Origin of the sequence: Streptomyces sp. NPDC017991 (genome assembly GCF_044328075.1) — a bacterium.
GTDB lineage: Bacteria > Actinomycetota > Actinomycetes > Streptomycetales > Streptomycetaceae > Streptomyces.
This window is the reverse complement of the sequence record NZ_JBIRGP010000001.1, coordinates 522,980-542,089: the sequence shown is the minus strand read 5'-3', so window position 1 is coordinate 542,089 and position 19,110 is coordinate 522,980. Positions and strand designations below refer to the sequence as shown.

The 19,110-nt window shown below is 70.6% G+C and carries 17 protein-coding genes; 15 read left to right on the top strand and 2 right to left on the bottom strand.

The features are described from left to right. The first annotated feature begins 43 nt into the window (after positions 1-43). The 15 genes from ACH4DZ_RS02300 to ACH4DZ_RS02230 all read left to right on the top strand — a co-directional run bounded on the left by ACH4DZ_RS02300 (position 44) and on the right by ACH4DZ_RS02230 (position 17,188). On the top strand, positions 44-1,072 hold the full coding sequence (locus ACH4DZ_RS02300) for an ABC transporter permease (protein WP_398284996.1): 1,029 nt from the start codon (positions 44-46) through the stop codon (positions 1,070-1,072). Positions 1,073-1,074: 2 nt separating this feature from the next. Continuing rightward, positions 1,075-1,962, top strand: coding sequence for an ABC transporter permease (locus ACH4DZ_RS02295; RefSeq protein ID WP_398285447.1), 888 nt, complete (start codon positions 1,075-1,077; stop codon positions 1,960-1,962). Beyond that, positions 1,962-2,861, top strand: a complete 900-nt coding sequence (locus tag ACH4DZ_RS02290) for an ABC transporter ATP-binding protein (RefSeq protein ID WP_398284995.1) — start codon at positions 1,962-1,964, stop codon at positions 2,859-2,861. Before ACH4DZ_RS02295 ends, ACH4DZ_RS02290 begins: the two co-directional genes overlap by 1 nt. Then, positions 2,858-3,730, top strand: a complete 873-nt coding sequence (locus ACH4DZ_RS02285; RefSeq protein ID WP_398284994.1) for an ABC transporter ATP-binding protein — start codon at positions 2,858-2,860, stop codon at positions 3,728-3,730. Before ACH4DZ_RS02290 ends, ACH4DZ_RS02285 begins: the two co-directional genes overlap by 4 nt. Positions 3,731-3,798: 68 nt before the next feature. Continuing rightward, positions 3,799-5,139: an LLM class flavin-dependent oxidoreductase gene (locus ACH4DZ_RS02280; protein WP_398284993.1), complete on the top strand. Its 1,341-nt coding sequence runs from the start codon at positions 3,799-3,801 to the stop codon at positions 5,137-5,139. Positions 5,140-5,155: 16 nt separating this feature from the next. After that, positions 5,156-6,997: an FAD-dependent monooxygenase gene (locus ACH4DZ_RS02275; RefSeq protein WP_398284992.1), complete on the top strand. Its 1,842-nt coding sequence runs from the start codon at positions 5,156-5,158 to the stop codon at positions 6,995-6,997. Between the two features lie 52 nt (positions 6,998-7,049). Further along, positions 7,050-8,078: an LLM class flavin-dependent oxidoreductase gene (locus ACH4DZ_RS02270; RefSeq protein ID WP_398284991.1), complete on the top strand. Its 1,029-nt coding sequence runs from the start codon at positions 7,050-7,052 to the stop codon at positions 8,076-8,078. Position 8,079: 1 nt separating this feature from the next. Continuing rightward, positions 8,080-8,868: an alpha/beta hydrolase gene (locus ACH4DZ_RS02265; RefSeq protein ID WP_398284990.1), complete on the top strand. Its 789-nt coding sequence runs from the start codon at positions 8,080-8,082 to the stop codon at positions 8,866-8,868. A gap of 63 nt (positions 8,869-8,931) precedes the next feature. Beyond that, positions 8,932-9,489: an NADPH-dependent FMN reductase gene (gene ssuE, locus ACH4DZ_RS02260; protein ID WP_398284989.1), complete on the top strand. Its 558-nt coding sequence runs from the start codon at positions 8,932-8,934 to the stop codon at positions 9,487-9,489. A 150-nt stretch (positions 9,490-9,639) separates the two neighbouring features. Further along, positions 9,640-10,221 carry a tellurite resistance TerB family protein gene (locus ACH4DZ_RS02255; RefSeq protein ID WP_398284988.1) on the top strand — a complete coding sequence of 194 codons (582 nt, stop codon included), beginning with the start codon at positions 9,640-9,642 and terminating at the stop codon, positions 10,219-10,221. A gap of 218 nt (positions 10,222-10,439) precedes the next feature. Continuing rightward, positions 10,440-11,378, top strand: a complete 939-nt coding sequence (locus ACH4DZ_RS02250; RefSeq protein ID WP_398284987.1) for an SGNH/GDSL hydrolase family protein — start codon at positions 10,440-10,442, stop codon at positions 11,376-11,378. Positions 11,379-11,561: 183 nt separating this feature from the next. After that, the gene (locus ACH4DZ_RS02245) at positions 11,562-12,923 is read left to right on the top strand and encodes an NAD(P)/FAD-dependent oxidoreductase (RefSeq protein WP_398284986.1); all 1,362 of its coding nucleotides are present in this window, start codon (positions 11,562-11,564) and stop codon (positions 12,921-12,923) included. Positions 12,924-13,078: 155 nt separating this feature from the next. Continuing rightward, positions 13,079-14,083 carry a TIGR03885 family FMN-dependent LLM class oxidoreductase gene (locus tag ACH4DZ_RS02240; protein WP_398284985.1) on the top strand — a complete coding sequence of 335 codons (1,005 nt, stop codon included), beginning with the start codon at positions 13,079-13,081 and terminating at the stop codon, positions 14,081-14,083. Beyond that, complete coding sequence (locus tag ACH4DZ_RS02235; RefSeq protein ID WP_398284984.1) at positions 14,074-15,774, top strand: alpha-amylase family protein; 1,701 nt, start codon at positions 14,074-14,076, stop codon at positions 15,772-15,774. Before ACH4DZ_RS02240 ends, ACH4DZ_RS02235 begins: the two co-directional genes overlap by 10 nt. 259 nt (positions 15,775-16,033) lie before the next feature. Further along, entirely contained in the window at positions 16,034-17,188 is a 1,155-nt protein-coding gene (locus ACH4DZ_RS02230; protein ID WP_398284983.1) for a DUF475 domain-containing protein, read from the top strand. 203 nt (positions 17,189-17,391) lie between these two features. Here ACH4DZ_RS02230 and ACH4DZ_RS02225 read toward each other — a convergent pair whose 3' ends face one another. Together ACH4DZ_RS02225 and ACH4DZ_RS02220 are read right to left on the bottom strand one after the other, a co-directional pair. Beyond that, positions 17,392-17,727, bottom strand: coding sequence for a YnfA family protein (locus tag ACH4DZ_RS02225; RefSeq protein ID WP_398284982.1), 336 nt, complete (start codon positions 17,725-17,727; stop codon positions 17,392-17,394). 100 nt (positions 17,728-17,827) lie between these two features. Continuing rightward, a complete protein-coding gene (locus tag ACH4DZ_RS02220) occupies positions 17,828-19,009 on the bottom strand; it encodes an epoxide hydrolase family protein (protein ID WP_398284981.1) in 1,182 nt (393 codons plus the stop codon). Positions 19,010-19,110: the final 101 nt, after the last annotated feature.

Sequence of the window (19,110 nt, the reverse complement as noted above, 5' to 3'; positions counted from 1 at the left end):
GGTACGCCCGGCACAGAACCCACCACAAGAGAGGGGCAAGCCCATGACGACGACCGCGGAACAGGCCCCGCCTGCCCGCCGTCGCGGGGTCGTCGGGACCAGGGTGCGGCACACGCTCGGCCGCCTCCTGGTCACCCTGGCCCGGTCGGTCGCGATCTTCGTGCCCGTCTTCCTGGTCGCGACCTTCGTGACCTTCGCACTGCGGTCGATGAGCGGACTCAGCCCCGCGCGGATCCAACTGGGCGAGGAGGCGACCCCCGAGGCGATCGCGCGGGTCGAGGCCCAGTGGGGTCTCGACCGGCCCTTCCTGGTCCAGTACTGGGACTGGTTCACCGGTGTCCTGCACGGACAGCTCGGCACCAGCTGGACCAACGGCGCCGACATCTCCACGCTCATCGGCCTGGGCCTCGGAGTGAGCCTGTCCGTCGCGACCTTCGCGCTGATCATCGGTGTCGTCCTCGGCTTCACCCTCGGCACGCTCGCGGCGCTCAAGCGCACCACCTGGATCGACCGGGCCGTCACCGGCTTCGTCACCCTGATCTCGGTGATGCCCGCCTTCGTCGTCGGCATCGTGCTGGTCGCGGTCTTCGCCGTGGGACTGCACCTGTTCCCCTCCGCCGGCTACATCCCGGCGGAGCAGGGTTTCGGTCCCTGGCTCGCGCACATCACGCTCCCGGCGCTCGCGCTCAGCTTCGACGTGGTCGCGGACGTGGCCCGCCAGTTGCGCGGCAGTCTCGTCGCCGCCTTCCGCGAGAACTACGTGACGGGCGCGGTCGTACGGGGCCTGAGTCCCCGTCGGATCTTCCTCGGCCATGTGCTCCGCAACGGGATCGGCCCGGCCCTGGCCACCCTCGGCCTGAAGTTCCCCGCACTGGTCGGCGCCTCCGTCGTCACCGAGTGGATCTTCGGTCTGCAGGGCTTCGGCCGGTTCGCCAACGACTCCGCCCAGGCCGGTGACGTACCGGCCGTGCAGGGCGTGCTCGTCGTGTCGATCGTCCTGGTCGTCCTCTTCAACCTGATCGTCAACCTGGTGCTGGCACGTGTCACGCCGGCATCCCAGCGGGGGGTATGACCATGGTGCGCCGCGTCCTCACCCTGACCTCCGGCCGGATCGCCGTGGTCATCCTTCTCGTGATCGCCCTGCTGGCGGTCCTCGGACCGCTGCTCGCCCCGCAGAACCCCCTCGCCACCAGCGACAACACCCTTGCCTCGGCGTCGGGGTCCCACTGGCTGGGCACCGACTACCTCGGCCGGGACGTGTTCAGCCGACTCCTGGACGGCTCACGCGTCAGCGTGCTCGGCTCCCTCGAAGTCGCCGTGATGGCGCTGGTCGTCGGCGCGATCCCGGGCATCCTGTCGGTCTACCTCGGCCGGACCTTCGAATGGCTCACCCTGCGTCTGGCCGACACACTGGTCGCCCTGCCGTTCCTGCTGTTCGCGGTCGCGGTCATCGCGCTCCTGGGCAACGGCATCACGCAGGCCATGCTCGTCACGGGCGCCCTGGTCTCGCCGCTCTTCTACCGGGTGGCCCGAGCCGCCACCCTGGCCGTCGCCCGCTCGCCGTACGTGGAGGCCGCGCTCGTCGCGGGTGCCTCTACCGGCTGGATCGTCCGCCGTCACGTCTGGGTCAAGGTGCTTCCGCCGATCGCCGTCGCGCTCGCCCAGACCATCGGCGTCGGCTTCATCATCGTCTCCAGCCTGACCTTCCTCGGTATCGGCGTCCAGCCACCCGCACCCACCTGGGGCGGGCTGCTCGCCTCCGACCTCGGCTACCTCAGTTACCAGCCCTGGGCGCCCCTCGCCCCCGCCGTGCTGATCATGATCACCGTCTGGGCCAGCAACCTGCTCGCCGACGCGATCCGCGATGTCTCCGGCGAAGCGGGCCGCGCCTTCGTCAACACCCGCAGGGCCCGCGCCAATCGACTCGGCAAGCCCGACCCCGTATCCACCGGAGGTGCCTGATGACGACGCTGTCCGAACTGTCAGACAACGCCGCTCCCGGCATCACCTTGAGTGCCGCCGGGCCCCGCACGGCGGTCGCGCCGGCGGCGCCCGTGCTCGCCGTGCGGGGCGTGCGCATCAGTGACCAGGTCACCGACCGCGAGATCGTCCACGGGGTGAGCTTCGAACTCACCCCGGGGAAAACGGTCGGCATCGTCGGCGAGTCGGGCAGCGGCAAGACCCTGACCTGCCGGGCCACGCTGGGCATCCTGCCCCCGCACTTCGAGGTCTCGGCCGGCTCGATCGAGATCGCCGGCACCGATATCGCGACCCTGACACCCCAGCAGTGGACGGCCCTGCGCGGCGCCACGATCAGCGCGGTCTTCCAGGACCCGGCGTCCTACCTCAACCCCTCGATCCGCGTGGGCGCGCAGATCGCCGAGGTCATCCGCGTCAAGAAGGGGCTGAAGCGGCGCGAAGCACGCCACCGTGCCGTCGAACTGCTCCAGGCCGTCCAACTGCGCGATCCGGAGCTGGTCTACGGCCAGTACACGCACGAGCTGTCCGGAGGCATGCTCCAGCGCGTCCTGATCGCCGCCGCGATCGCCGCCGACCCGCGGATCCTCATCGCCGACGAGGCGACGACCGCGCTCGACGTCACGGTCCAGGCCGAGATCCTCGACCTCCTCGCCGAACTGCGCGAACGGGCCGGTCTCGCCCTGGTGGTCGTCTCCCACGACCTGGCCGTCGTCGCCCAGCTGTGCGACGAGGTCCTCGTCATGCGCGAGGGCGAGGTGGTGGAACAGGGCACGACGAGCGACGTACTCCACCATCCGCGCCACGAGTACACCCGACTGCTCATCGCCGAGCACGACCAGTACGGCCTGGAGAAGTTCCTCACGCCGCAGGAGACATCGTGACCACCGAGCATGCGCGGGAACAGCGGCCGGCCGACGCGGGGACGGACGGCCGTGCCGTCCTGGAGGTCACCGGCCTCGACGTGCACTACGGGCCCCGCAGGCAGCGCCGCCGCGCCCTGCACGACGTCTCACTGAGCGTCGCGCCCGGGGAGACCGTCGGCATCATCGGCGAGACGGGATCGGGCAAGTCCACCTTCGCCCGCACGGTCCTGGGCCTGGTACGCGCCTCCGCGGGCCGGATCGTCATCGGCGGTGAGGACGTCGAAGCGTACGGCAGCCGTCAGTGGCGCAGCCTGCGCCGCCGCGGCATCGTCCAGTACGTCTTCCAGGACCCGCTGCGCAGCCTCGACCCCGACCTCACCATCGAGGAGTCGCTGATCGAGCCGCTGCTCATCCAGGGGGTCGCACGCCAGGAAGCGGCCGGCCGGGCCCGAGCGTTCCTCGCCCGCGTCCAGCTCTCCGAGGGCCTGCTCGACCGGCTGCCGGGTGAGCTGTCCGGCGGTCAGCGCCAGCGGGTAGCGGTGGCCCGGGCGCTGGTCACCGAGCCGAAGCTGATCATCCTCGACGAGCCGGTCAGCGCCCTCGACTCCGCCAACCGCGTACAGATCCTGCAGATCCTCAAGGACTTGCGCGCCGCGGGTGTGGCCCTCGTCTTCATCTCCCACGACCTGGGGTCCGTAGCCGGGATCGCCGACCGCATCGCGGTTCTCTACCAGGGCGAACTCGTCGAGGTCGGCGCGGCCCGCGAGGTCATCACCGACCCCCAGCACGTCTACACCCGGCTGCTCGTCGGCTCCGCGCCCACCCTGCGCAGCGCCTCGGCCGACCGGGCCGAACGCGACCGGCTCCGCGCGCTGCTGCACGCCTGAGCACGCACACCCCAGCACACCGGCGAACCCCGGCCCCCTCAACTTCCGCACCACCGAGAGGAATCCGCATGCCCCGCACGATCCACCTCGCGCTGCACCCCTACGGCGTCGGCGGCCCCGGCCAGCACGGCCTCTGGAAGGACCCGAGCGTCGCGAAGAACGCCAGCATCGACATCAACTACTACATCAAGCAGGCCCAGGCAGCCGAACACGCCCTCTTCGACGCCCTGTTCGTCGTCGACAGCCAGTTCATCAACGCGACCTACCCCTCGCACTACCTCAACCGGCTCGAACCGCTGACGCTGCTGTCGGCGGTCGCCACCCACACCCGGCACATCGGCCTGGTCGGCACGGCGAGTTCGACGTACAACTCACCCTTCAACCTCGCCCGCCGGTTCGCCTCCCTCGACCACATCAGCGGCGGCCGGGCCGGCTGGAACGTGGTGACCAGCTTCGACACCGGTACGTCCCGCAACTACGGGCTCGACGAACACCTCGACTACACCACCCGCTACGGCAGGGCCCTGGAGTTCGTCCAGGTCGCCCGGGGTCTGTGGGACTCGTACGAGGACGACGCGTTCCCCGCCGACGTCGAGCGGGGCGTCTTCCTCGACCCCGCCAAACTGCACGAACTCAACCACGACGGCGAGCACTTCAAGGTCGCCGGACCGCTCAACCTCTCCCGCTCGCCGCAGGGCCAGCCGGTCATCTTCCAGGCCGGCGTCTCGGAGGAGGGGCGCGACCTCGCCGCACGGGTCGCCGAGGGCATCTACGCGCCGGGCGGTTCACTGCGGCAGGCGCAGGACTACTACGCCGACATCAAGAAGCGCACCGCCTCGTACGGCCGAGATCCCGAGCACATCAAGATCTTCATCCACGGCGGTCCGGTCGTCGCCGCCACCGACGAGGCCGCCAAGCGCCGCGAGCGGGAGATCTTCGAGGAGGACAACGACTTCAAGGGCAACCTCGCCCTCCTGGGCCGCTCCTTCGGCGCGTACGACTTCAGCGCGCACGACCTGGACGCGCCGTTCCCGGACGTGGCGCACCTCGCCGAGAAGGGCGGCCGCACCGGCGCGTCCAAGCTGATCGAGCGGGCCAAGGCGGAAAACCTGACACTGCGTCAAGTTGCCGAATCCGTCAGTGAGTTCCGGCGCTCGCCGTTCGTCGGAGCGCCGGGGACCGTCGCCGACACCATCGAGGAGTGGTTCGACGCCGGCACCTTCGACGGCATCAACCTCGCCTTCCGCAACAACGCCGACCTGGAGCTCTTCGTCGACGGCGTCGTCCCGATCCTCCAGAAGCGCGGACTGTTCCGCACCGAGTACGCGGCCGACACCCTGCGCGGCAACCTCGGCCTGCCGGTCCCCGCCAACCGCAACACCCGCGAGCCCAGCCTCGCGGACCACTGAGGACGAGGACAGCGAGATGAGCGAACTGTCGGTGACGGGCGGGCGTGACGTCCACACGGTCCGGTTCCCGGCCGCCACCCCACCGGACACGGTGGACGTGCTGATCGTCGGCGCGGGCCCCGTCGGTCTCTCCGCCGCGGTCGAACTGGCCGGACGCGGCGTCCGCGTCGCCGTCGTGGACCGCGCCCGCACCGCGACACTGGTGCGGGCCGGAGCGATGGGACACACCCCCCGCGTGGTGGAGCACTTCCGGCGCTGGGGGCTGCTCCAGCGCATCCGGGACGCCTGGACCTACCCACCGGAGTGGAACCAGGGCACCAGGCTGGTCACCTCCCTGGCCGGGCACGAACTGCTCCCGCTGCCGCGCCCCTCGTTCAACTCCCGGCGCCCCACGACCTCGTACGCGTCGGAGGAAGCCCTGCGACGGCCGCAGACCGTGCTCCAGCAGGTCTTCCTCGACCGGCTGCGGGAACAGGGCGTGAGCGTCGCGGGTGGCTGGGAGCTCCAGGCGCTGCGGGAGCACGCCGACGGCATCGACGCCGAGATCGTCGGCGTGGACGGCGGCGTGACCGGTGACGTTAACGATGGTGTGGCCGGGGGTGAGCGTCGCACTGTCCGTGCCACGTATGTGCTGGGCACCGACGGAGGGAGCAGCACCACCCGGCGGCTGGCCGGCATCGGCCGCGAGGGCGAGCACGCCACCGAGAAGCGGCTGCGGCTCATCGTCCGTACCGGCGACATCAGCGACCGGGTCGGAGCGGCGCCGAGCGGCAGCAACATCGTCGTCAACCCGAAGGCGTCCGGCTTCCTGGCGGCGGTGAGCACCCGCGAGTGGCGGGTCTACGCCGGCCCGTACCCGCTCGACCACGAGCCCACCGAGGGCGAACTGCTGGAGATCGGCCGGGCCGCGTTCGGGTTCGACCTGGACCTCGAACTGGTCTCGGCGACGACCTTCTACCACGCCACCCGTATCGCCGAGACGTTCCACCGCGGCCGGGTCCTGCTGGCCGGCGACGCCGCCCATGTCCGTACCCCCGGCGGCAACCTCGGCGAGGGCTTCGGGGACGTGGTCAACCTCGGCTGGAAACTGGCCGCGGTGATCGGCGGCCACGCGCCCCGGACGCTGCTCGACTCCTACGACGAGGAGCGCCGCAGACACAACTGGCGGATCGCAGACCACTCCCTCCAGCGGGCCCGCCGCACCCAGTCGACCCTCGCGGAGATCCGCCGCGGCGGCATCCCCGACGACGCCGACCTCGGTCCGCAGGCCGCGCGGCGCCGGCGGGAGATCGGCGAACGGCTCGGCAAGGACCGGGACCCGGCGGCGGGCGTCACCTTCGACGAGCGCTACGACGCGTCGAGTGCCATCTGGTACGAACCCGGTCAGCTCGACTCCGAGCCCCGCTGGCGCGCGGACGTCTACGAGGACGATCCGCGACCGGGCCACCGCGCCCCGGACGGACACGTCGATCCGTACGGCGGCACACTCCACGACCGCGTCGGTGTCTCCCTCGCCCTGCTCGTCCTCACCGAGGACCGTGACGTCGAGCAGGCCTTCACCACGGAGGCCGCGGCACGGGCGCTGCCCTTCGCGGTGATCCACCTGACCCACCCCGAGGCCCGGGCGGTCTACGGCACCGGCAACGTCCTCGTACGTCCTGACCAGCACGTCGCCTGGCGTGGCACCGAACTCCCCGGCGGAGGCGCCGGCGCGGTCCTCGACCGGGTACTGGGGGCCGGCGGCGACCGGGAGACGGACACCGACACCGACGACACCGACAGCGAGGCCACCGGCACCTCGGGACTCGTCGCGGTCGGCGGAGCCGTCAGCGGTCCCGGACGCGGAGCCGAACTGTGAACCGCCCGACAACTCGGCGGCGCACCAAGCGACTTCGAAAGGCGAGCACCTCATGACCACCGGGACGCCACGCTTCAGACTCGGCTTCCTCACCCACGTCCAGGGCCGGCACACCGACCTGGCCCGGACCTACCGCGACGCGACCGAACTCTTCGTCGTCGCCGACGAACTCGGCTTCGACGTCGGCTGGGTCGCCCAGCACCACGTCTCCGGCAGCGGCGGCGGCCTCTCCTCACCCTGGACGTTCCTCGCCCACGCCGCGGCGAGGACCAGCCGCATCCGCCTAGGTACGGCCATCACGGTGCTGCCGCTGGAGGACCCGGTCCGCCTCGCCGAGGACGTCGCCGTCGTCGACACGCTCAGCGGGGGCCGTGTCGAGATCGGCGTAGGCAGCGGTTACAGCGAGCTGGAGTACGCCGCTTTCGGCCGGGACCCCGCCCGCAAACGCGAGTTGACCACCGAGCACCTGAGCGTGCTGCGCACGGCCCTGGCCGGCGAAGAGGTGCGTACGCCAGGATTCCGCGTCCAGCCCGCGCCCGGGGACTTCTCCGACCGCGTCTGGCAGGGCGTCTTCAGCGGGCCCGGCGCCCAGCACGCCGCCGCCGGTGGTTCGAACCTGCTGCTCAACCGGGCGGCGTACGGTTTCGACGCGCCCACCGATGAGATACAGCGGCCCTGGGCCGACACCTACCTGGACGCGTGGGACCGGCCGCGTCGCCCCCGGATCGGGCTGTCCCGGTTCGTGTTCCCGGCGAAGGACCGGCGTACGGCCCTCCGGTACATCGGTGACGACGTGCACCGGGCGGCGCTGCGGATGGCCGGGAGCGGCGCCTTCCCCGAGGGTCTCGCCCCGGACGAGGCGTTGCGCCGCTTCCACTGCTTCTACGGCTCCACCGAGGAGATCGTCGCGGAACTCCGGCAGGAGAAGGTGCTGCCCCTCGCGACCGATCTGATCACCCAGTTCAACCCCGCCGTCCTCGACCACGACACCGCCGTCCGCGCCCTCGAACTCATCGCGACCGAGGTGGCACCCGCCCTGGGCTGGCAGCCCGCGACCGAGCCCGCACTCGCAGGAGTCTGACATGACCGAATACACCGACCACCACGCCCCCGAGGGCCTGCGCACGCGCGGCACCGTCATCGTGGTACCCGGCAGGGGAGAGACCCGCGAGACCTACACCCGGCTGGGCAGGCGACTCGCCGCCGACGCCTATCGGGTCCGTGTCGTCGACGCCCCGGACATCGACGCCGACGACCTGGACGGCCAACTGGCCGACCTCGGAACCCGGTTGGCCGCCGCCGGTGACGGGACGGCGGGTGAGAACGGGACCGAGGGCGGGATCGTCCGCCCGGTCGTACTGGTGGGCGCGGACACCGGCGCCCTCGCCGTCGCCGCGCTCGCCGGCGCGGTCGGCACTCCGACCGGCCTGCGACCGGACGCCGTCGTACTGGCCGGGCTTCCGGGCCACACCACCGGTGCCGTCGACGCCATCGGTACCTGGGACGACGAACTCGACGTACGCACCTCCTGCCCCGCACACCGGGGCAGGCTCACGGACGACACCCAGGTTCGCCGGGGAGCACTCGCCGAGTCGGTGCCGGAGGCCCTGCTCGCGGCGGCCCACGGCAGCGACGCCGATGTGCCGGCCCTGATCCTCGTCGGCGACGCCGATCCGCTCGCGGACCACGACACGCTCGTCCGCACGGCCAAGTCCCTGCCCCGCGCCCGTCTGTCGACCGTCCGGGGCGGCCACCACGACGTGCTGAACGACCTGCAGCACCGCTCGGTGGCGGCCGAGATCGTCACCTTCCTGGAGACCCTGCGCAACGACCTGGTGCCCCTCATCGCCGTGGAGACCAGCGACTGGTGAGCGGGCCCCACCCCACCCCCTCCACGTGCCACGTCCGAACCCCGAATCCTGAAAGGTCGCCTCATGGCCGCGATTCTGTCCGTCTCCGGAAGCCCTTCGGCCACCTCCCGCACCACGCGACTCCTGCGCCACCTGGACGGCCGGCTACGGGACCAGGGTCACGACGTCATTTCCCTGGAGGTGCGCACCCTGCCCGCCGAAGCACTGCTCGGTGCCGACTTCCGGCACCCGGCCGTCGTCGAGGCCACGGCACTGTTCGAGCAGGTGGACGGAGTGGTGATCGGCACCCCCGTCTACAAGGCCGCCTATTCCGGACTGCTGAAGTCTCTGCTGGACCTGCTCCCGCAGTACGCCCTGGCCGGCAAGACGGTACTGCCGCTCGCCACCGGCGGCAGCACGGCCCACGTCCTGGCCATCGACTACGCGCTGCGCCCGGTGCTGAGTTCCATGGGGGCCGCGCACATCGTCCAGGGCTGGTTCACGCTCGACAAGGACATCACCGCCGGGGACGACGGCAGCCTGACCGTCGCGCCGGGTGCTGCGGAGGCCCTGGCCCAGGTCACGGACCAGTTCTCCGTCGCGCTCGGAGGCCGTACGACGCTGCTGGCGCCCGTCGGGTAGACCGGGTTCGCCCGTCTCGGCCCTGCACATGATCTTTTTACGTTACCTTTGCCAATCGGGAACCTCTCCGGACGCGGCATCCGTTCATCTGACGGACCGCGTGCAGGAATCAACCGCGCACAGGTAACAGCAGAAGCCGAGGTGGCAGTAGTGGCGATGTTCGACCGGCTCAAGGAGCAGGCGAAGAACCTCCAGCAGTCCCGGAGCGGCGGGGGAGGGACGGGTCAGGGACAGCACGGTGGCCATGCGCCCGGCTCGTCCTCCGCCGGTTCCTCGGGCTCCTCCGGTGGCTCGAAGACTCAGCTGCTCGGGCTGTTCAAGTCCCAGCTCGCGTCGGCGAAGGCAGAGCTGAAGAGCGGCTCCTACCGGGACGCCAGCATGGCGATGTGCGCCCTGGTGGCCGCGGCCGACGGGCGGGTCGACCCGGCGGAGCGGCAGCGTGTGGAGGAGCTGATCGCCTCGAACGAGGTGCTGCAGAACTTCCCCGCGGACCAACTGCGTCAGCGCTTCAACCAGCACGTGGACCGGCTCACGGCCAACTTCGAACAGGGCAAGGCCGAGGCGCTGCGGGACATCGCGAAGGCGGCCAAGAAGCCGACGGAGGCCCGCGCGGTCGTCCAGACCGGCATGGTGGTCGCGGGCGCCGACGGTCAGTTCGAGGCGTCCGAGCAGTACGTGATTCGTGAGGCGTGCACGGCGCTGGGGCTGTCGCCCACGGAGTTCGGCGTCTAGAGGGTGCGACGCCGTCGTGGCCGGCCGCGCAGTTCCCCGCGCCCCTGAAGGGCGAAAAGCAGGGGCGCAGCCCCGTTTTTAGGGGCGCGGGGAACTGCGCGCTCGGCCACGACGGCGCCGCAGACGACAACACCAGGGCCCCCCACCACTGGTCCCGGACTGAACTGGCCGGTATACAAGGGCAGTCACGCGCCGTCCGGACCCCAGGGGGAACCTCGATGAACCGTCGCACCCAGTACGACAGGCCCGCATCGAACCGCCGCCGGGCGACCGCCATGGCGGCAGCCGTCAGCGGCTGCGCCCTCGTCGTCGCCTCCGCGGCACCCGTCGCGGCACACGGCGGCCATGGCGCAGGGCACGGCGGCGGGCACGGCAAAGGTACGGACTACGCCGCGCTGGGCGACTCCTACACCTCCGGCCCGCTCATACCGAAGCAGGTGGACGCGAACTGCGCGCGTTCCGACCGCAACTACCCCTCACTCGTCGCCGCGGAGCGAAAAGTGTCCACGTTCAAGGACGTGAGCTGCGGCGGCGCCACGACGGAGCACATGTGGAAGGCCCAGGGCACCAACCCTCCGCAGCTCAACGCCCTGCAGCGGGGCACCGACCTGGTGACCGTCCAGATCGGCGGCAACGACTTCGGGTTCGGCTCCGTCATCGGCACCTGCGCGCAGGTGAGTGCGCAGGACCTTTCGGGGAATCCGTGTCAGCGTCACTACACGTCGTCGTCCGGCGCCGACCAGCTGACGCTGAAGATCCTCGACACCGCTCCCAAGATCGCCGCCGTACTGCGGGCCGTGCACGCCAGGGCGCCGCACGCGCGCGTGCTCGTCGTCGGCTACCCGAATCTCCTGCCGGAGGACGGCAGCGGCTGCTACCCATCGGTACCGTTCGCGGCGAAGGACTTCCCCTATCTGCGCGACACCGGTAAGCGCCTCAACCTGATGATGCGTGCGGTGGCGAAGCTGAACCACGCGGAATACGTCGACACGTACGGGCCCACGATCGAGCACGACATGTGCAAGGCCCCGGCGGTCCGCTGGATCGAGCCCCTGCAACCGGCCTCGCCCGCGGCCCCGGCACACCCCAACGCCAAGGGCGAGGCGGCCATGGCGGTCGCCGTCCTGAAGCAGCTGCGCAAGGGGCACGGCCACTGACGGGCGCTTCCTTTCTTCCCTTTGCCCGCGTCTGCCCTGCCCTGTCCTTCTCTGCCGGAGGCCGACTCGCCGGACGCAGGAGGTACGTCGGCTCGTCTCGTTGAGGGATCACCATGTGCGATGAGGGGACTCGGGGGCACAGGGGAGTGGGGGAAGCCCGACAGTACGCGGCCGGTGAAAGGGATGAACATCGTGGTACGACCGAAGATCTTGGTGGTGGGAGCGGGCTTCGCGGGAGTGGAGTGCGTCCGCCGCCTGGAGCGCAAGCTGGGACCCGACGAGGCCGACCTGGCGCTGGTGACACCGTTCTCCTACCAGCTCTACCTGCCACTGCTGCCGCAGGTCGCCTCGGGGGTGCTCACCCCCCAGTCGATCGCCGTGTCGCTGCGCCGCAGCCGCAGGTACCGCACCCGCATCATTCCCGGCGGTGCCATCGGTGTGGACGTGAAGGCCAAGGTCTGCGTCGTCCGCAAGATCACGGGCGAGATCGTCAACGAGCGGTACGACCAGATCGTGCTGGCACCGGGCAGCGTCACCCGTACCTTCGACATCCCGGGTCTCGTCGACCACGCCCGCGGCATGAAGACGCTCGCCGAGGCCGCGTACGTCCGTGACCATGTGATCTCGCAGCTCGACATCGCCGACGCCAGCCACGACGAGGCCGAGCGGGCGGCCCGGCTCCAGTTCGTGGTGGTCGGCGGCGGCTACGCCGGTACCGAGACGGCCGCGTGCCTGCAGCGCCTGACGCACAACGCCATCAAGCGCTACCCGAGGCTCGACCCGAAGCTGATCAAGTGGCATCTGATCGACATCGCACCGAAGCTGATGCCCGAACTGGGCGACAAACTCGGCGACAGCGCCCTGCAGATCCTGCGCAGGCGGGGCATCGACGTCTCACTGGGCGTGTCCATCGAGAAGGCGGGCCCCGACGAGGTCACCTTCACCGACGGCCGGGTGATCCCGACGCACACGCTGATCTGGACAGCCGGAGTCGCGGCCAGCCCGCTCATCGCGACCCTGGGCGCCGAGACGATCAAGGGCCGCCTCGCGGTCAGCTCGGAGATGTCCCTGCGCGGTCACGACGGCGTCTTCGCACTCGGTGACGCCGCCGCCGTACCGGACGAGGCCAAGGACGTGGAGGGCGCCGTCTGCCCGCCGACCGCCCAGCACGCGATGCGCCAGGGCAAGCACGTCGCCGACAACGTCATCGCCTCGCTGCGCGGGCAGCGGATGACGCCGTACGTCCACAAGGACCTGGGACTCGTCGTCGACCTCGGTGGCTTCGACGCCGTGTCCAAGCCGCTCGGCGTCGAGCTGCGCGGCCTGCCCGCCCTGGTCGCCGCCCGCGGCTACCACTGGGGGGCGCTGCGCACCAACGTGGCGAAGGCCAGGGTGGCGACGAACTGGGTGCTGAACGCTCTGGCCGGCGACGATTTCGTACGCACCGGGTTCCAGTCGCGTACGCCCGCGACGCTGCGGGACTTCGAGTACACGAACGCGTATCTGACCCCGGAGGAGATCCGGGAGCGCACCGAGGCCGGGTGACGAGCGCATCCGTGCCGGTGCCGGGAAGGTCCGGTGCCGGGAAGGTGACGTAGAACCCGGGCGGTCCCGGGGCGTACCGAGGTGGGGCGCACGCCAATTCGCGGCGTGCGCCCATCACTTCGGTGAGGGGCCGTCCGAGGGGTACCCGCCGTGGCATGACCGTCTACGGATTACACGCCTCGCACGAACAGGTGCCGCCCGCGGACCTGCTCGACGCCGTGGTGCACGCGGAACGCAAGGGCTTCACCGCCGCCATGTGCTCGGACCACTTCTCCCCGTGGAGCGTCCGTCAGGGGGAGTCCGGGTTCGCCTGGTCGTGGCTCGGAGCCGCCCTCCAGGCCACCGACCGGATGCCGTTCGGCGTCGTGAACGCGCCGGGCCAGCGCTACCACCCCGCGATCGTCGCCCAGGCCGTCTCCAGTCTCGCCGCCATGTACCCGGGCAGGTTCTGGGTGGCGCTCGGCAGCGGCGAGGCCTCGAACGAGCACATCACCGGAGCGGGCTGGCCCCGCAAGGACGTCCGCAACGCACGCCTGCGGGAATGCGTAGAGATCATCCGCGCACTGCTCCAGGGTGAGGAGGTCAGCCACGACGGCCTGGTCACCGTCGACCGGGCCCGGCTGTGGACCCTGCCGCCCGAGGTCCCGCCGCTGATCGGAGCCGCCTGCAGCACGGCCACCGCCGCCTGGTGCGCCGAATGGGCCGACGGCCTGATCACGGTCAACGCCCCCAGGGAGCAGCTGCGCGAGATCGTCGGCGCGTACCGCGACGCGGGCGGCCGAGGCCCCCTGCACCTCCAGGCGCACCTGAGCTGGGCGCCCGGCGAGGAGGAGGCGGTGGCGCTGGCGCACGACCAGTGGCGCACCAACGTGCACGGGCCCCCGGCCAGTTGGGACCTGGACTCCGCGGAGCTGTTCGACACCGTCAGCGAGCACGTCACCCCCGACCGGGTGGCCGAGACCGTCAACATCTCCTCCGACCTGGGCCGGCACACCGCCTGGCTGCAGGAGTACGCCGAGCTGGGCTTCGACGCCGTGATGCTCCACCACGTGGGCCGTGCGCAGGGCCCGTTCATCGACGCGTTCGCCGCCGAGGTGCTGCCGCGGCTCGACGTCACGCGCCCCCTGCCCGCCACGGCGAAGGAGTACCGATGCGTCTGACCCGTACCTCCGACCTGTGGTGGAAGAACGCGGTCGTGTACTGCCTGGACGTCGAGACCTACCAGGACGGGAACGGCGACGGGACCGGTGACTTCGCGGGCCTCACCCAGCGCATCGACCATCTGGCGCGCCTCGGTGTGACCTGCGTATGGCTCATGCCGTTCTATCCGACCCGCGAACGCGACGACGGATACGACATCACGGACTTCTACGGCGTCGACCCGCGCCTGGGCACCCTCGGCGACTTCACCGAATTCGTCCGCACCGCCCGGGACCGCGGCATCCGGGTGATCGCCGACCTCGTCGTCAACCACACCTCCGAGGACCACCCGTGGTTCAAGGACGCCCGCTCCGGCCGCGACTCCGCCCACCGCGACTGGTACGTCTGGGCGGACGAGCCGCCCGAGGACGGCCCCGAGGGCGTGGTCTTCCCCGACGCGGAGGACAGCCTGTGGGAGTACGACAAGGGCAGCGGCCAGTACTACCTGCACCGTTTCTACAAGCAGCAGCCCGACCTCAACGTCGCCAACCCCGAGGTCCGCGAGGAGATAGCCCGAGTCATGGGCTTCTGGACACAGCTCGGACTGTCCGGCTTCCGCGTCGACGCCGTGCCCTTCCTGCTGGAGACCGACGGACAGGACGACGCCGGAGCGCTGCCCGACCCGCACGAGTACCTCGCCGATCTCCGCGCCTTCCTCGGCCGCCGCAACGGCGAGTCGATCCTGCTCGGCGAGGTCAATCTGCCCTACGACGGCCTCGCCCGGTTCTTCGGCGACCCCGACTCGGACCGCGGCGACGAACTCACCATGTGCTTCGACTTCGTCGCGATGCAGCAGATGTACCTGTCCATGGCGCGCGAGGACGCCGGACCGCTGGCCGCCGCACTGCGGGAACGGCCTGCCGCACCGCGGGACGCCCACTGGGCCACGTTCGTGCGCAACCACGACGAGCTGACCCTCGACAAACTGAGCGACGCCGAACGGGCCGAGGTGTTCGCGTCCTTCGGCCCCGAGAAGGACATGCAGCTGTACGACCGGGGGCTGCGCCGCAGGCTGCCGCCCATGGTCGACGGCGACCGTCGCCGCGTCGAACTCGCCTACAGCCTGCTGTTCACCCTGCCGGGCACCCCCGTCCTCTTCTACGGCGAGGAGATCGGCATGGGGGAGAACCTGGCGGCCGAGGGACGCCAGGCCGTGCGCACGCCCATGCAGTGGACTCCGGAAGCGGGCGCGGGCTTCTCCACCGCCGGCCCTGACGCGTTCCCCAACCCGCTGGTGGAGGGCGCGTTCGGCTGCCAGAAGGTCAACGTGTACGAGCAGAGCCGCGATCCGGGCTCGCTGCTGAGCCGTATCCGGCTGTTCGCCGAGCGCTACCGGGAGGCACCCGAGCTGGCCTGGGGCGAACACGGACTGGTCGACACGGGGGAGAGGTCGGTCCTCGCGCATGTCGGCCGCACCACCGGCGGGACCGTTCTGGCGGTGCACAACTTCGCCGGCGAACCGGTCACCGTACGGCTGCGGCTGTCCGAGGCCGGGCCGGGCGGGAGGCTGACGGATCTGCTCGACGAGGGGCACGCCGGTCTCACGGTGCCCGACGACGGGCTGTTCCAAGTCGAGCTGCCCGCCTACGGATACCGGTGGCTTCGCGTCGGCACCCAGGCGGACGATCCCGAGACGGTGGTGGCCGACTGACACCGGGGCCTGGTCAGGTCCTTGCACGGTCCTGACCCATCCTGACCCGTCCTGATCAGGCCTCCGTCCGGCCCTGGCGCGCATCATCGCGGGAGCGCCTGAGAATCACCGCAACAACCCCCGTGAATCACCGCGAGAACAGCAAGGGCTCCGTGGGTACCATCGACGTGCCCGTCACCTCCCACGCACCACGCGGACACCGCCCACCACACAACAGCGCAACGGGGCCCACGGCCCCCACCACACGATGGGGTAACCAGTGCTTTTGAAAACCTTCGGCTGGTCGTTCGCGGTCACCGCGCTCGCCCTGGTCGCAGCGGTCTTCTACGGAGGGTGGACCGGCTTCGGCATCGTGGCGATCCTCGCCATCCTCGAAATCTCCCTGTCGTTCGACAACGCGGTCGTCAACGCCGGAATCCTGAAGAAGATGAGTGCCTTCTGGCAGAAGATCTTCCTCACCGTCGGTGTCCTCATCGCCGTGTTCGGCATGCGACTGGTCTTCCCCGTCGTCATCGTGGCGGTCAGCGCCTCCATGGGCCCGATCGAAGCCGTCGACCTCGCCCTCACGGACAAGGACCGCTACCAGCAACTGGTCACCGACGCCCACCCGTCGATCGCGGCCTTCGGTGGCATCTTCCTGTTGATGATCTTCCTCGACTTCATCTTCGAGGACCGGGACATCAAATGGCTCGGCTGGCTGGAGCGACCGCTCGCCAAGCTCGGCAAGGTCGACATGCTGTCGGTCTGCATCGCCCTGATCGTCCTGCTGATCGCCTCCCTTACCTTCGCGGCCCATGCCCACCAGCACGGCGGTGTGCACGCCGACAAGGCGGAGACGGTCCTGCTCTCCGGTATCGCGGGCCTGGTCACGTACATGATCGTGGGCGGTCTCTCGGGTCACTTCGAGAACCGGATCGAAGAGGACGAGGAACGCGAGCAGGAGGCGCAGGGAGAGGCCGAACGCAGTGGCGGGCCCCGTTCCGCGGTCGTCCTGGCCGGCAAGGCCGCGTTCTTCATGTTCCTCTACCTCGAAGTCCTGGACGCGTCCTTCTCCTTCGACGGGGTGATCGGCGCCTTCGCCATCACCAACGACATCGTCCTGATGGCGCTGGGCCTCGGCACCGGCGCGATGTACGTCCGTTCGCTCACCGTGTACCTGGTCCGCCAGGGCACCCTCGACGACTACGTCTACCTGGAGCACGGCGCCCACTACGCCATCGGCGCCCTGTCCGTCATCCTCCTCGTCACCATCCAGTACGAGATCAACGAGGTGATCACCGGTCTCGTCGGCGTCGTCCTGATCGGCTGGTCCTTCCTGTCCTCCGTACGCCGCAACAAGGCACTCGCCAAGAAGGGCGCAGGGGGTCCGGCCGATCCGGACAAGGACAGGGCCGGGGCCGCGACCGGCTCCTGAAACCCCGGCAGCACTTCCGCCCTGTCACCGGGGATCTCTGTCCATGGCCCCACCCTGCCGCCGACGGCGAGGGTGGGGCCATGGACCGATTCGGCGGGGCCGGAGAAGATACGCGCTGAGTGTCGCCGTCGGCGGTGCGACAGCGCTGACCTCGGCCGCGGGCCGCGACCTGCTCTCGGCCGGACAACAGCGGGTGTCCGGAGTCAGTGGGAGCGGGGAGCGTACATGATCACCGCCATGCCCGTGAGGCAGACCACGGCGCCGATGATGTCGTAACGGTCGGGGCGGTAGCCGTCGGCGACCATGCCCCACGCGATCGATCCCGCGACGAAGACCCCGCCATAGGCGGCGAGGATGCGCCCGAAGTCGTCGTCGGACTGGAAGGTGGCGACGAGGCCGTAGAGACCGAGGGCGATGACGCCGGCGCCGATCCAGATCCAGCCCTTGTGCTCGCGGACGCCCTGCCACACCAACCAGGCGCCGCCGATCTCGAAGAGGGCGGCGACGGCGAACAGGGCGACGGAACGAGCGACGATCATACCGACCGACCCTACCCGCGGCCCGACGCGCGGCGGGCCGGCCGCCGCCTGTGACAGCGGGCAGCCCGCGCGGCTACGGCATCTGCGGCTGGCAGGGTTTTCAGTTCTTCGCCGCTGCCGCCGCCCGGTACGGACGGAAGAACGTCCGCAGTTCCTGCGCGTAGAGCTCGGGCTCCTCGAACGGTGCGAAGTGCCCACCGCGCGCGGGCTCGTTCACGTACACGGCATTCGTCGTGCGTTCCAGCCATGCCCTCGGCGGGCGGACGATGTCGCCCTGGAAGAGCGAGAAACCGGAGGGCACCTCGACCCGGCGGGTGAGCTGCTCGGGCGGGAGCGCGCCGTTGGCGTTGTACATACGCATCGACGAGCCGATCGTCCCCGTGAGCCAGTAGAGGGTGACGTTCGTGAGGATCTCGTCCTTCGTGAAGCTCCGCTCCAGATCGCCGTCGCAGTCGCTCCACGCCCGCAGCTTCTCGACGATCCACGCGGCGAGCCCGGTCGGTGAGTCGTTGAGTCCGGCGGCGGCGGTCTGGGGCCTCGTGCGGTGCATGGCGCCGTAGGCACCCTCGCTCGCGCCCCATGCCGCGGCGTTCGCGAACCACGCGCGCTCCTCCGGGGTGAGTTCGGCCGGGTCGCCGGTGAACACGGGCAGCCCGCCGTCCATGCGGTGGACGGCCACGACCCGGTCGGGGTGGTCGAGTGCGAGATAGCGGCTCACGTGGCTGCCGATGTCCCCGCCCGCCGCGCCGAACCGCGCGTAGCCGAGGACATCCATGAGTTCGGCCCACAGGGCGGCGACACCGATGGAGTCCAGCGGGGGGCCGGTGGGGCGGTCCGAGTAGCCGTAGCCCGGCATGTCCGGCACGACCACGTCGAACGCGTCGGCGGGGTCGGCGCCGTGCGCACCGGGATCGGTCAGCAACGGGACGACCTTCGAGTAACGCCAGAAGGAGTCCGGCCAGCCGTGGCTGAGTACCAGGGGCAGTACGGGGCCGGCCGGAGCGACAGCCCGGGCGTGCACGAAGTGGATGCCCAGGCCGCCGAGCCGGACGCGGAAGCGGGGCAGCCGGGCGAGCGCGGCCTCCTGCGCCGGCCAGTCGAACCCGTCCGCCCAGTGGGCGACGAGTTCACGGAGGTAGTCGACTTCGGTCCCGAGCGACCATCCGGCGTCCTCGGGCGCGTCCGGCCAGCGTGTCGCCCGCAACCGCGTACGGAGGTCTTCGAGCGCCGCGGGCTCGGTGTACGGGGTGAACGGCTCCGGCCGAGGCGATGCGTCCGACATGCCACGCATGCTACGTGGCGCACCCGGTCCGCTCTTCTGCGGAGAGTTCCGGCCGGAGAAGGTCCCGGACAGGCGGTCGGGCAGTCAGGCAGTCAGGCGGT

Bases quoted from the DNA above. Each gene is read 5' to 3' on its own strand.
- ACH4DZ_RS02220 (WP_398284981.1), bottom strand. From the start codon at position 19,009: ATGTCGGACGCATCGCCTCGGCCGGAGCCGTTCACCCCGTACACCGAG.
- ACH4DZ_RS02245 (WP_398284986.1), top strand. From the start codon at position 11,562: ATGAACATCGTGGTACGACCGAAGATCTTGGTGGTGGGAGCGGGCTTC.
- ACH4DZ_RS02290 (WP_398284995.1), top strand. From the start codon at position 1,962: ATGACGACGCTGTCCGAACTGTCAGACAACGCCGCTCCCGGCATCACC.
- ACH4DZ_RS02235 (WP_398284984.1), top strand. From the start codon at position 14,074: ATGCGTCTGACCCGTACCTCCGACCTGTGGTGGAAGAACGCGGTCGTG.
- ACH4DZ_RS02280 (WP_398284993.1), top strand. From the start codon at position 3,799: ATGCCCCGCACGATCCACCTCGCGCTGCACCCCTACGGCGTCGGCGGC.
- ACH4DZ_RS02300 (WP_398284996.1), top strand. From the start codon at position 44: ATGACGACGACCGCGGAACAGGCCCCGCCTGCCCGCCGTCGCGGGGTC.
- ACH4DZ_RS02265 (WP_398284990.1), top strand. From the start codon at position 8,080: ATGACCGAATACACCGACCACCACGCCCCCGAGGGCCTGCGCACGCGC.
- ssuE (WP_398284989.1), top strand. From the start codon at position 8,932: ATGGCCGCGATTCTGTCCGTCTCCGGAAGCCCTTCGGCCACCTCCCGC.
- ACH4DZ_RS02240 (WP_398284985.1), top strand. From the start codon at position 13,079: ATGACCGTCTACGGATTACACGCCTCGCACGAACAGGTGCCGCCCGCG.
- ACH4DZ_RS02250 (WP_398284987.1), top strand. From the start codon at position 10,440: ATGAACCGTCGCACCCAGTACGACAGGCCCGCATCGAACCGCCGCCGG.
- ACH4DZ_RS02270 (WP_398284991.1), top strand. From the start codon at position 7,050: ATGACCACCGGGACGCCACGCTTCAGACTCGGCTTCCTCACCCACGTC.
- ACH4DZ_RS02225 (WP_398284982.1), bottom strand. From the start codon at position 17,727: ATGATCGTCGCTCGTTCCGTCGCCCTGTTCGCCGTCGCCGCCCTCTTC.
- ACH4DZ_RS02275 (WP_398284992.1), top strand. From the start codon at position 5,156: ATGAGCGAACTGTCGGTGACGGGCGGGCGTGACGTCCACACGGTCCGG.
- ACH4DZ_RS02295 (WP_398285447.1), top strand. From the start codon at position 1,075: ATGGTGCGCCGCGTCCTCACCCTGACCTCCGGCCGGATCGCCGTGGTC.